Annotated in this window: 12 protein-coding genes and 1 pseudogene; 7 read left to right on the forward strand and 6 right to left on the reverse strand. The window is 64.9% G+C overall.

The window, feature by feature from the left end; translation table 11 throughout:
- The first annotated feature begins 148 nt into the window (after positions 1 to 148).
- Positions 149 to 1,075, forward strand: coding sequence for an isoaspartyl peptidase/L-asparaginase family protein (locus QU596_RS08650; RefSeq protein ID WP_308514988.1), 927 nt, complete (start codon positions 149 to 151; stop codon positions 1,073 to 1,075).
- Here QU596_RS08650 and QU596_RS08655 read toward each other — a convergent pair.
- Genes QU596_RS08655 through QU596_RS08670 form a run of 4 tightly spaced genes read right to left on the reverse strand, consistent with a single transcriptional unit; the run spans position 1,051 to position 3,730 of the window.
- The gene (locus QU596_RS08655) at positions 1,051 to 2,190 is read right to left on the reverse strand and encodes a GNAT family N-acetyltransferase (protein WP_308514990.1); all 1,140 of its coding nucleotides are present in this window, start codon (positions 2,188 to 2,190) and stop codon (positions 1,051 to 1,053) included. The genes QU596_RS08650 and QU596_RS08655 overlap by 25 nt on opposite strands.
- A 31-nt stretch (positions 2,191 to 2,221) precedes the next feature.
- Positions 2,222 to 2,683, reverse strand: coding sequence for a RidA family protein (locus QU596_RS08660; RefSeq protein ID WP_308514992.1), 462 nt, complete (start codon positions 2,681 to 2,683; stop codon positions 2,222 to 2,224).
- A gap of 31 nt (positions 2,684 to 2,714) precedes the next feature.
- Positions 2,715 to 3,458 carry an SDR family NAD(P)-dependent oxidoreductase gene (locus QU596_RS08665; protein WP_308514995.1) on the reverse strand — a complete coding sequence of 248 codons (744 nt, stop codon included), beginning with the start codon at positions 3,456 to 3,458 and terminating at the stop codon, positions 2,715 to 2,717.
- Complete coding sequence (locus QU596_RS08670; protein ID WP_308514997.1) at positions 3,455 to 3,730, reverse strand: DUF3572 family protein; 276 nt, start codon at positions 3,728 to 3,730, stop codon at positions 3,455 to 3,457. Before QU596_RS08670 ends, QU596_RS08665 begins: the two co-directional genes overlap by 4 nt.
- 39 nt (positions 3,731 to 3,769) lie before the next feature.
- Here QU596_RS08670 and QU596_RS08675 point away from each other — a divergent pair.
- Positions 3,770 to 4,117, forward strand: a pseudogene (locus QU596_RS08675) (response regulator); the annotation flags it as partial.
- A 115-nt stretch (positions 4,118 to 4,232) separates the two neighbouring features.
- On the opposite strand, the gene rpmG reads toward QU596_RS08675, so the two are convergent.
- Positions 4,233 to 4,400, reverse strand: a complete 168-nt coding sequence (rpmG, locus tag QU596_RS08680) for a 50S ribosomal protein L33 (protein ID WP_308514999.1) — start codon at positions 4,398 to 4,400, stop codon at positions 4,233 to 4,235.
- 156 nt (positions 4,401 to 4,556) lie between these two features.
- Here rpmG and QU596_RS08685 point away from each other — a divergent pair, with 156 nt between their 5' ends.
- The 5 genes from QU596_RS08685 to QU596_RS08705 are packed head-to-tail and all read left to right on the forward strand — an operon-like array spanning position 4,557 to position 10,415.
- The gene (locus QU596_RS08685; RefSeq protein ID WP_308515001.1) at positions 4,557 to 4,865 is read left to right on the forward strand and encodes a hypothetical protein; all 309 of its coding nucleotides are present in this window, start codon (positions 4,557 to 4,559) and stop codon (positions 4,863 to 4,865) included.
- Between the two features lie 43 nt (positions 4,866 to 4,908).
- Complete coding sequence (locus QU596_RS08690) at positions 4,909 to 5,928, forward strand: apurinic/apyrimidinic endonuclease family protein (RefSeq protein ID WP_308515003.1); 1,020 nt, start codon at positions 4,909 to 4,911, stop codon at positions 5,926 to 5,928.
- Positions 5,928 to 7,529: a cisplatin damage response ATP-dependent DNA ligase gene (locus QU596_RS08695; protein ID WP_308515005.1), complete on the forward strand. Its 1,602-nt coding sequence runs from the start codon at positions 5,928 to 5,930 to the stop codon at positions 7,527 to 7,529. The genes QU596_RS08690 and QU596_RS08695 overlap by 1 nt, the downstream gene beginning before the upstream one ends.
- A gap of 49 nt (positions 7,530 to 7,578) precedes the next feature.
- A complete protein-coding gene (locus tag QU596_RS08700; RefSeq protein WP_308515007.1) occupies positions 7,579 to 8,880 on the forward strand; it encodes a metal-dependent hydrolase family protein in 1,302 nt (433 codons plus the stop codon).
- A complete protein-coding gene (locus QU596_RS08705) occupies positions 8,877 to 10,415 on the forward strand; it encodes a S10 family peptidase (RefSeq protein ID WP_308515009.1) in 1,539 nt (512 codons plus the stop codon). The genes QU596_RS08700 and QU596_RS08705 overlap by 4 nt, the downstream gene beginning before the upstream one ends.
- 60 nt (positions 10,416 to 10,475) lie before the next feature.
- Here QU596_RS08705 and QU596_RS08710 read toward each other — a convergent pair whose 3' ends face one another.
- Positions 10,476 to 11,264: a cold-shock protein gene (locus QU596_RS08710; RefSeq protein ID WP_308515010.1), complete on the reverse strand. Its 789-nt coding sequence runs from the start codon at positions 11,262 to 11,264 to the stop codon at positions 10,476 to 10,478.
- Positions 11,265 to 11,270 lie beyond the last annotated feature (6 nt).

Consider the following 11,270-nt stretch of genomic DNA (forward strand, 5'->3'; position numbering starts at 1 on the left):
AGTGGTCGCCGGGCGCTCACTGGTCGCCGTCAGGGCGATTACGTTATCGTTGGTCACTTCAGCCTCCCTTTAATTGATATCATAATTATATGAGACCTGAGGCTAGGTCAACTGGCGCCGGCAAGTCGGCGCCGCTAAGGCGCGCCGCATGGCTGACACTCCCTGGCGATTGGTGATTCACGGCGGCGCAGGTTCTGAGCGAATCGCGCACGGCGATCCCGCGCATGAGGCAAATGCGCGGCAGGGTTTGAATGACGCGCTGGACGCCGGGCAGGCAATCCTCGCGGCGGGTGGCAGCGCCGTCGATGCGGTAGAAGCAGCCGCCAAGAGTCTGGAGGACAACGTCTGCTTCAATGCCGGACGCGGCAGCGTGCTGACGGAGGAAGGCGTTGCTGAACTGGACGCGGCGATCATGGACGGGCGCGATCGCAGCGCTGGAGCGGTTGCGGGTATCACGACCACGCGCGCCCCGATCAGCCTTGCGCGCAAGCTCATGGAGCAAGGGCCGCACGTCTTCCTGAGCGGTCATGCTGCCGATCACTTCGGCGAAGCCGCGGGCCTGGAGCAGGTCGACAACGAATACTTCATCCTGCCCGAGCGGCGGCGGCAGCTCGAGGAGGCACTGGCCGCGGGCAGCAACGCCGACCCGATCAAATATGGAACGATCGGCGCGGTTGCGGTCGACGTGCACGGCAACGTGGCGGCGGCGACCTCGACCGGCGGTATCACCGCCAAGCGCTGGGGCCGCGTCGGCGATTCGCCACTGATCGGGGCCGGCACTTACGCCGACAACCGCGCCGCAGCTGTCTCCGCCACCGGATCGGGCGAATATTTCATCCGCGCTGTCGCTGCGCACCAGCTTGCCGAGCGCATTCGACTAGGCAGCGAGGGCTTGCAGCAGGCGCTCGACGCGGTCCTCGCCGACATCCAGGCGCTCGGCGGCAAGGGCGGGCTGATCGCGGTCGCGCCAAGCGGCGACGCAGCATGGGGTTTCACCACGCCGGCAATGTATCGCGGCATGGCCAGCGCGGCAGAGCGACGCGTCGGGATCTACGCCGGCGACGACTCTTTGTAAGGCAAATCGCGTCGCAGCCACTCGATCTCGGCTGCGACCCCTTCGCGCTCCGCTTTCAGGAAGTCGGCGACCGCATTGCGGAAGCTGCGGTTGGGCAGAAAATGCGCGCTGCGCGTCACCACCGGCTCGTAGCCCCGCGCGACCTTGTGCTCGCCCTGCGCGCCGGCCTGAACGGAGTTTAGTCCGTGCGCGATGGCCCATTCGACGGCCTGGTAATAACAGAGCTCAAAGTGCAGGAACGGCACTTCCTCGGTGCAGCCCCAGTAGCGGCCGTAGAGGGTATCCCCGCCGACGAAGTTGAGCGCGCCAGCGATTGGCTTCCCGTCCCTCAGGGCCAGAAACAGTAGAACGGCATCGCCCATGCGTTCGCTGATAAGGTTGAAGAACTCACGGGTCAGATAGGGCCTGCCCCACTTCCGCGACCCAGTGTCCTGATAGAAGGACCACATGGCGTCCCAATCGTCTGGCCCGATTTCGTCACCCCGCAGAATGACAATATCGAGGCCCTCAACCGCCGCCGCCCGTTCCTTGCGAATCGCTTTCCGCTTGCGGCTGGAAAGAGCACCGAGGAAGTCGTTGAAATCGCCGTAGCCGCGATTGAACCAGTGGTACTGGACACCGTCACGCATCAACCAGCCGCGCCGCTCGGCTTCGGCCGCACCGGCATCGTCGAGGAAGGTGATGTGCGCCGATGACATTTCATGCTGCGTCGTGACCGCCTCGATCGCTGCCAGCAGCTCCTGCGGCCGCGAGCCAAGCAGGCGGGGACCTGCCACCGGCGTGAACGGCACTGCGATCTGCAATTTGGGGTAGTATTCGCCGCCGGCGCGCTGCCAAGCGTCGGCCCAGCCGTGGTCGAATACATATTCGCCCTGGCTGTGGGTTTTCAGATAAGCTGGCGCCGCCGCTACCAGCCGCTCAGCCTCGTCCTCGACCAAGATCGGCGCGGGCGTCCAGCCGGTGCCGGACCCGACGCTACCTGATTCTTCCAGCAGCGACAGGAAGGCGTGGCTAAGGAACGGGTCGTCCGCGCCCAGCCGGTCCCAGGCAACGCCGTTCAGGCCAGCGACGCTGGACGCGATCTTGGCGACGAACTGGGCTTCGCGGTCGGCCATGCCCTCAAATGGGTAGGCGGGTGCGGATGAACTAGGCCTTCACCGCGATGATGGCGTCGACTTCAACCGCGACGCCGAGCGGGAGCACTGCGACGCCGACGGCGCTGCGGGCATGGCGTCCGGCTTCGCCGAAAACGTCCTGCATCAGCTCCGACGCGCCGTTGGCGACCTTGGGCTGATCGACGAAGTCGGGGCTGCTGTTCACGAACACGCCGAGCTTCACGACCTTTTCGACCCGGTCGAGCGAACCGAGCGCTGCCTTCATCTGCGCCAACAGCATGATGCCGCAGCGGCGGGCGGCGGCAATGCCGCCGTCGAGATCGACGTCGTCGCCCAGGCGGCCTTTGACCAGGCTGCCGTCCTCGGCGAAGCTGATCTGACCGGAGATGTGCAGCATGCCCCCGCGCTCGACGGCCGGGACGTAGGCGGCGACGGGGGCAGCGGCCTGCGGCAGCTCGATGCCCAGCTCGGTGAGGCGTTGGTCAATGCTCATGGCGCGGCCCAAGCACCGCGCGCCTACGGAATCAACCCTCGCGATTCACCGCGAAGCCTGCCCAGCTCTGCGTCACCGGCATCAGTTCGACTGCGTTGATGTTGAGCCGGGGTGGCAGGTTGGCGATCCACCAGAACAGATCGGCGAGATCATCGGCCGTCATCGGGTCCATGCCGGCGTAGAGTTTGTCGGACGCGTCCTTGTCGCCGCCGGTGCGAACGATGGTGAATTCCGTCTCGGCCATGCCCGGTTCGATGGAAGTCACGCGGACGCCGGTACCCGCAAGGTCGCAGCGCAGATCGAGCGAGAATTGACGCACGAACGCCTTGGTACCTGCGTACACCGCGCCGCCCTTGTAGGGGTAGGTGGCGGCGACCGACGACAGGTTGATGATCTGGCCCTTGCGCTCGATCAGCTGCGGCAGCAGCGCGCGGGTCAGCGCCACGAGGCCGGTGATGTTGGTGTCGATCACGGTTTCGACGCGGTCCCAATCCGTTGCCGGCAGCGGGTCGGTTGGCGGAGCGAGTCCCGCGTTATTGAGCAGCAGGTCAATATCGCCCCACGGCGCGTCGAGCTTCGCCAGACCCTCCAGCGCGTCCCGGTCCCGCATGTCGATCTCGAGCGGCAGGAAATTGTCGCCGAGCTCATCCTGCAGCGCCTTCAGACGCTCGCCCCGCCGCCCGGTACCGATTGCACGCCAGCCGCCTACGACGAACTTCCGCGCTGCAGCCTCGCCGAAGCCCGCCGTCGCGCCGGTGATCAAAATCGTCTTCATCGCTCGCCTCGTTCGAGTTTCTCACGCGCCTGTACGAGAGCTTCGGGCTTCACATCAATCGCCGCGGCCACCTCAAGCAGGTCCGGTTCGTAGCTTTCGAGAAAGCGGAGCAAAGCTGCGAGGAGGTCCGGCTCCGCTGCCCGCGTGCGCAGCTCGTCAGTCCCGATTCCGGTCAAATCGAGGAACCGTTGCGCCCGACGCTCATCGCCGAGCGTTGCCGCCAGCGCGGCGAGCGAAAGAACCAAGGGATCACTGTCGTTCAAACGCGTCACGGGTTAGACTGTGGCGAGAAGGGGTAGAGTTTGGCCAAGATCCTGATCGTCGAGGACAATGCCCTCAACATCAAGCTGTTCTGCGATTTGCTGGCGGCACACGGGCATAATCCCGAAGCGGTGACCGACAGCCGCGAGGCGATCAGCGCCGCGCGCGAATTCCGCCCGGACCTGGTGATTACCGACATCCAGCTGCCGCATGTCAGCGGCCTCGATCTCATCCGGATGATCCGCAAAGACGACGAGTTGGCCGACGTGCCGATCATGGCAGTGACCGCTTATTCGGCGCAAGGCGACGAAGAGCGCATCCGCGCGGCGGGCGCGCAGGCTTATGTCGCCAAGCCGATATCGGTTATGAAGTTCGCGCAGACCGTCGAGGATTTGCTAATTGCGGACGTCGAGCCGCCCGAAGATCTGAGCGGCGACGATGACGGTGGCGGCGGTGGCGGGCCCGATGAGCCCGGAGGAGAAGAAGACTAAGCGGCGCGGCTAGCGCAGCGGCTTACTTGATCTTCGCTTCCTTGAACTCGACGTGCTTGCGGACCTTCGGGTCGTACTTGCGCATGACCATCTTTTCCGTCTGCGTGCGCGGGTTCTTCTTGGTGACGTAGAAGAATCCGGTGTCAGCCGTGCTGACGAGCTTGATCTTGACGGTTGCCGGCTTGGCCATCGTAAAAGTCCCAAAGGCTTGAAAAATAAAAGCGGCCTGACGCCGCTCGTTCGGGGCCACATGACGACCGCAGGTGATTCTGTCAACCGACACACCGCTGTAACGACCTCTTAACCTTCCTGAGCGAACCTCCGTTAAATCGACGGAGAGACGCGAATGGCTACGGACCCGCTCGCCAAGGTGCGCAATGAGATCGGCCTTCGACTGGCCGAGATCCGCAATGCCGGGCCGCGCATTTCGCCACTCGACCTGCATGCGCGAATGGATGCGATACGCCAGCTCGCCGCCATCAACGGCCTCGCCGCGCTGGAAAGCCTGGCGCGCTCGACAGCGCAGCGCGCGCTGCTGCCCGGCCACCGCATGGCGATGCGCACCTGCTTCGAGCATATCGACGAAGCGCTCGACAGCCGCTCGCCGGCCGACAGCAACGCAATCCTCGCTGCCTTCGCCATCCGCCTGCACTAAAGCCCGGCTCGGCACCTCAAGGCCGTTCGCGCATTGGACGCTTGTGGTTGCGCGGATCGGCTTTTGCTGCACCTTCGTCTCGCCGTCGGGCGATGAGGAAGAGCAACGCGTGCTGAACATGCGCGGGCCGACGGTGGCGTCGATCGTTCGCGCCGAGCATCCGGTGGCGAAGCTCGAGGAAGTCATCCGCTGCAATCTTGATACGCTGGACCGGCAGATCGCCTATGTCGGCGCGCTGCCTCCGCTGGAGCGGCTGTTCCGGGTTGTCAGCGGTTTCCTGATCGGCTGGGGTCACCCCGCGGCGGCTAGCGTATGGCCTGACAGTCTGCGTCGCGAGGTCGAAGCGCGATTGGCGAAGTCGGGGGAGCTGGCGCGGCGATTAGGGGTGCGGCTGTCGATGCATCCGGCGCAGCATGCAATCCTCGCAACGAAGACCGAAGGCGCGCTCGACAATGCGATCCACGACATCGACGAGCATGCGCAGATTTTCGCCATGCTGGGCTACGGTCAGGGCTGGCACCCGCACGGCGCGAGTGTGAACATCCACGGCGGTGCGAGGAGCGCCGGCGTCGAGGCGATCCGTGCGAATTTGCGGCGGCTTTCGCCGGAGGCGCGCAACCTGATCACCATCGAGAATGACGAGATCAGCTTTGGGCTCGATGACCTGCTTGAGGTTAGAGACGAAGTCGCGATCTTGGTCGACTTTCATCACCACTGGATTTTCTCGCGTGGCGAGTGGCTGCAGCCGGACGATCCGCGCGTCGCTCGGGTCATCGAGAGTTGGCGCGGCGTGCGGCCGCTGTCGCACATCTCGGTCAGTCGCGAGACCTATCTCGGGGATCACGACCCGGACACGCTGCCAGACTTTGCGGCGCTAGGCGAAGCTGGATTCGGCCCATCCAAGCTGCGCGGGCATAGCGACCGGATGTGGAACCGCGCGGTCAACCGGTTGGTCGAGCGCCATCTCGCCTGGACCGACGTCGAGGTCGAGGCAAAAGCCAAGAACCTGGCCAGCACCGATCTCGCCGAGCATGTCCGTAATGCGGAGCTGCAGCCCGCCTGATGCGCGCCTTTTCGCAGCTGCTCGACGACCTGGTCTACACGCGGTCGCGCAACACCAAGCTCCAGCTGATCGGCGATTATCTGAAGGAGACGCCGGATCCGGATCGTGGTTACGGGCTGGCGGCGCTGACCGGCACGCTCGACATTCCCCACGTGAAGCCTGCCGCGGTTCGGGGGCTGGTGACCGAGCGGATTGACCCCGTGCTCTACGCCATGAGCCGCGACTATGTCGGCGACAGTGCGGAGACGATTTCGCTGCTGTGGCCCAAGCGCGACGGCGAGCCGTCGGACATCGACGATGCGACGATCCGGATATCGGACGCGGTCGACCGTCTACGCTCGGCATCGAAGCTGGACGCGCCGCGCATTCTCGAAACGATGCTCGATCATCTCGACGCGTCGGGCCGTTACGCATTGCTGAAGCTCGCGCTCGGCGAACTGCGGGTGGGCATCAACGCGCGGTTGGCGAAGCAGGCGTTGGCAGATGCGTTTGGCCTGGACGTCGAGGGGGTCGAGGAAGTCTGGCACGGCCTCAAGCCGCCGTTCACCGAGCTGTTCGATTGGGCGGAAGGACGCGCCGACCAGCCGACCGTGCGGGACGTGCCGGTGTTCCGGCCGTTCATGCTCGCGCACCCGCTAGAAGAGACGCGCGTATCGCTCGATGACTATGCGGCGGAGTGGAAGTGGGACGGCATCCGCGTCCAGCTCGTCCACGCCGGCGGCGATACGCGCCTCTACAGCCGCACCGGCGACGATGTCTCCGGCAGCTTCCCGGATGTCGCCGAGGCGTTCCGGACGCCCGGCGTTCTGGACGGCGAATTGCTGGTGCGCGGGACGGACCAGGGCGTTGCCGACGTGCATGGCGGCGCGGCAGCCAGCTTTAATTCACTGCAGCAGCGGCTCGGGCGGAAGAACGTCAGCGCCAAGATGCTGGGCAGCTATCCGGCCTTCGTCCGGCTCTATGACATCTTGTTCGATGGTCATGAGGACTTGCGCGAACTTCCGTGGACCGAGCGGCGCGCTCGGCTGGAGGCGTTCGCGGGAGGCCTCGATCCCGAGCGTTTCGACGTGTCGCAGATGATCAATGCCGACAGCTTCGAAACGCTGGAGGACATGCGCCTCAATTCCCGCGACGTGTCGATCGAAGGCATGATGCTGAAGCGCCGCGACAGTCCTTACGTCGCCGGACGGCGCACGGGCCTGTGGTACAAGTGGAAGCGCGATCCGCTAACCGCCGATTGCGTGCTGATGTACGCGCAGCGGGGATCGGGGAAGCGGTCCAGCTACTACAGCGATTACACCTTCGGCTGCTGGACCGAGGACAACGAGCTGTCGCCCGTGGGCAAGGCGTATTTCGGCTTCACGGACGAAGAGCTGAAATGGTTGGACCGCTGGATCCGCGGGCACACCACCGCGCGCTTCGGCCCAGTGCGAGAGGTCGAGAAGGAATTGGTCCTCGAAGTTGCCTTCGATTCGATTCACAAAAGCTCGCGCCACAAGTCCGGCTTGGCGATGCGCTTTCCGCGCGTGAGCCGCATCCGCAGCGACAAGCCCGCGCATGAGGCGGACCGCCTTTCCACCCTGCAAGCAATGGTAACTTGAAGCGGCTGCGAAGCGCGTTATCCATTCCGCACATCTTAAGGGGGATCCGATGATCAAAGCCTTGCTTGCCGGCGCGGCCGCGCTGGCCGTTTCGGCCGCCGCGAACGCGGAGACCTACGCCATCCAGGCCGGACGCCTGATCGTCGATGCCGCCCAGCCGGCGCGCGGCAATTCGACGGTGATCGTCGAGAACGGACGCATCGCCCGCATCGAAAATGGCTTTACGGCACCGGCCGGCGCAACCATCGTTGACGAGCGAAGCCGCACCGTGCTGCCGGGCATGACCGACGTCCATGTGCACCTCACCGGCACGAGCGGGCAGCCCTGGTACGCAGGTTACACGCAGAAATATTCGAATGCGTATTCGACGACGGTCGGGCTGACCCACGCGCTGGAGATGGCCCGTGGGGGCTTCACCACCGTTCGCGACTTGGGCGGCGACACGAGCAGCGTCATCGCTGTGCGTGACGCGGTCGGCGAGGGCCGCTTCCCCGGTCCCCGCATCAAGGTTTCGGGCGGTCCGCTGTCGATCATCGGCGGCCACGGCGACGCGGCGACCGCGCTTCCGCCGGAACTGGCAGCTGCCGTCAACGAAGCGCACCTCAGCCCCTCGGTCTGCACGGGCGTCGACGAATGCCAGAAGGTCGTTCGCCAACTCGCCGCCGCGGGCGTCGACGTTATCAAGATCATGGCCACTGGCGGCGTGCTCGATCCCGGCGCAATGGGTCTCGAGCAGCACTTCAGCGATGCCGAGCTCAAGGGCATCATCGACATGGCCCACTCGCTGCACCTCAAGACGGCCGCCCACGCCCACGGCGCGCGCGGCATCCTTGCCGCCACGAACGCTGGCATCGATTCGATCGAACACGGCACCTTCCTCGACGAGGCCGGCGCGCGAGCGATGAAGGCGCACGGCACTTACTTCTCGGCGACACTGCTGGCCTTCAGCGGCGTGTCGCGGCTGCTCGGATCGGGCAAGCTGACGCCGGAGATGGAAGCCAAGACGCGCATGACGATGGGCGTTTGGGGAAAGGGCCTGAACCTCGCCTATCGCAATGGCGTGAAGATCGCGCTCGGCACCGACAGCGCCGTCGCCCCACACACAGAAGCGAACAAAGAGGTGGCACTGATGGTCGAGAAGGGCGGCATGACGCCGCGAGACGCGCTCATCGCCGCGACCAAGGGCGGGCCTGACCTCATGAATCTTTCCGGTGAAACCGGAACGCTCGATCCCGGCAAGTCCGCCGACCTGATCGCCGTCGATGGCGACCCGTTGGTCGATCCGACAGCGGTCCAGCGGGTCGCCTATGTCATGGCGCAGGGCCGCCCGATCCCGATGAAAGGACAATGATGCGTTCGTCAATATTCGCTCTCGCGCTCGTCCTGAGCGCTCCCGGCTTCGCGCAGGGTGCGCCTGCGGGCGATGTGCCGCCCAAGGATATGAAAGCCGCACCGAAGGATGACGACAAGGACGTCATCAAGGCCAACGTCGAGGAAGATGAGCACCCCGTTCGCCGTTCGATATCGCTGCGCGGCAAGACGCTCGCTTACACGGTGACCCCCGGCCACCTGACCGTTCGCAACGAGAAGGGCGAGCCGGTCGTCAGCATGTTCTACACCGCCTACACCGTGCCGAGCGCCGGACGGGCGCGGCCCATCACCTTCCTGTTCAACGGTGGCCCTGGTTCATCGACGATGTGGCTGCACATGGGCTCGTTCGGCCCGATGAAGGTCGATGCCGCGGTTCCGGATACCATTGCCGGGCCGCCGTTCCGCTACGGCGCAAACCCCGACACCCTGCTCGACATCAGCGACCTCGTATTCATCGACGCACCAACGACGGGCCTGTCTCGCCTGCTCGGTAAGGCGGAGACGAAAGACGTGTTTGGGGTCGACAAGGATCTCGACATTTTTACCCGCACGATCCAGCGCTACCTGACCAAATATCAGCGTTGGAACAGCCCCAAGTTCATCATCGGCGAAAGCTACGGCACTACGCGCGCCGCGGGCCTGTCGCGCTCGTTGCTCAACGTTGGCGTCCAGCTCAACGGCATTGCCTTCGTCTCCACGGTATTCAACTTCGCCGATTTCCAGGGCGATCAGTCGCTGATCAATTTCCTGCCGACCTATGCGGCGGACGCCTGGTATCACAACAAGATCCCGGGCAAGCCGCCGCTGGCCAGCTTCATTCAACAGGCGCGGGACTTTGCGAGCGGGCCCTATGCGCTGGCGCTGCAGAAGGGGAACAACCTGACGGATGCCGAACGGCAGTCGGTGGCGCAGCAGATGTCACAGCTGACAGGTTTGTCGGCCGACTATCTCGTCCGCTCGGACCTGCGCGTCGATCCCGGGCGCTTCCGGAGAGAATTGCTGCGGGATCGTCGCCAAATCATAGGCCGAATCGATTCGCGCTATCTGGGCACCGAGCCTGACGCCGTTGGCGAATCTGCCGGCTACGATCCGCAATCGAGCGCGATAACCGGCGCCTTCGTCGGTGCGCTTAACGATTACCTGCTGCGGGACCTCGGTTACCAGACGCCGCTGACCTATCGGCCCAACAATTATGCGGAAACACAAGGCGGCAACTGGAGCTTCCAGCATCGCGGGCCCGACGGGCCGCAGCCGATTGCGGACACCAGCGCGGACCTCGCCGATGCAATGCGGCAGAACCCGCGGATGAAAATCCTGTCGGTGAATGGGCTTTACGATCTGGCGACGCCATTTGGCGGCGCGGACTATGAGTTTAAGCACATGCAGCTGGAACCGCAGCTACAGGCCAACATCCGCTATCATTATTATGAGGCGGGCCACATGATGTACACGGATCCGCCGTCGGCGCGGCAGCTGAAGGCGGACCTCGCAGCCTTTTACGCCAGCGCCATGTAGGCAAAGGAAAGGGGCCGGAGAATTGCTTCCCCGGCCCCTCCGCCCCCGAAATCGGGGTAATTATTCGCTCTTCGGTGCCAGGTTCACCGCGGCATATTTGCCGCGACGATCGACCTCGAGCTCGAAATCGAGCCGGTCGCCTTCGTTCAGCGTCGGCATGCCCGCGCGCTCGACCGCCGAGATATGCACGAATGCATCCGGCTGGCCGTCATCGCGCTGAATGAAGCCGAAGCCCTTCATGGCGTTGAAGAACTTGACCGTGCCGCTGGCCTTCTCGCCCGTCAGCTGACGCTGCGGACCGCCGGCGCCACCGCCAGGACCACCAGCCGCACCACCGCCGCTCCGTTCGACGGCCATCGGCTCGCCGTCGATGCGAAGGTTGGTCGCGGACACGCGGCCACCGCGATCCACGAGCGTGAACTCGAGCGGCTGACCGTCAGCCAGATCGGTGAGACCGGCCTGCTCGACCGCCGAGATGTGCACGAACACGTCTTCGCCGCCGTCATCGCGAACGATGAAGCCGAAACCCTTTTGCGGGTTGAAGAACTTTACGACGCCCTTGCCTTCGCCAACGACCTGGGGAGGCATTCCGCCACCGCCGCCGCCACGAAAGCCGCCGCCACCGCCGCCACCGCCGCGGAAACCACCGCCGCCGCCGCCGTAGCCGCCGCCACCACCGCCACCGAAACCGCCGCGGTCACCAAAACCGCCGCGTCCGCCGCCGCCGCCGAAGCCGCCGCGATCCTGATAGCCATATTCGCCGAAATTTTGTGACTCGCCGCCGAAATCGTCGCGTTTGTCGCGCCCGCGACCGCCGCGATCACCCTTGCGCCCTCTATCGAAACCCATGAACCG

Origin of the sequence: Sphingomonas flavescens (genome assembly GCF_030866745.1) — a bacterium.
In the GTDB taxonomy this organism is placed as follows: domain Bacteria; phylum Pseudomonadota; class Alphaproteobacteria; order Sphingomonadales; family Sphingomonadaceae; genus Sphingomicrobium; species Sphingomicrobium flavescens.

Excerpts from the sequence above, each read along its gene's own strand:
- QU596_RS08655 (WP_308514990.1), bottom strand. The coding sequence starts at position 2,190 with ATGGCCGACCGCGAAGCCCAGTTCGTCGCCAAGATCGCGTCCAGCGTC.
- QU596_RS08700 (WP_308515007.1), top strand. The coding sequence starts at position 7,579 with ATGATCAAAGCCTTGCTTGCCGGCGCGGCCGCGCTGGCCGTTTCGGCC.
- QU596_RS08665 (WP_308514995.1), bottom strand. The coding sequence starts at position 3,458 with ATGAAGACGATTTTGATCACCGGCGCGACGGCGGGCTTCGGCGAGGCT.
- rpmG (WP_308514999.1), bottom strand. The coding sequence starts at position 4,400 with ATGGCCAAGCCGGCAACCGTCAAGATCAAGCTCGTCAGCACGGCTGAC.
- QU596_RS08660 (WP_308514992.1), bottom strand. The coding sequence starts at position 2,683 with ATGAGCATTGACCAACGCCTCACCGAGCTGGGCATCGAGCTGCCGCAG.
- QU596_RS08685 (WP_308515001.1), top strand. The coding sequence starts at position 4,557 with ATGGCTACGGACCCGCTCGCCAAGGTGCGCAATGAGATCGGCCTTCGA.
- QU596_RS08710 (WP_308515010.1), bottom strand. The coding sequence starts at position 11,264 with ATGGGTTTCGATAGAGGGCGCAAGGGTGATCGCGGCGGTCGCGGGCGC.
- QU596_RS08650 (WP_308514988.1), top strand. The coding sequence starts at position 149 with ATGGCTGACACTCCCTGGCGATTGGTGATTCACGGCGGCGCAGGTTCT.
- QU596_RS08705 (WP_308515009.1), top strand. The coding sequence starts at position 8,877 with ATGATGCGTTCGTCAATATTCGCTCTCGCGCTCGTCCTGAGCGCTCCC.
- QU596_RS08695 (WP_308515005.1), top strand. The coding sequence starts at position 5,928 with ATGCGCGCCTTTTCGCAGCTGCTCGACGACCTGGTCTACACGCGGTCG.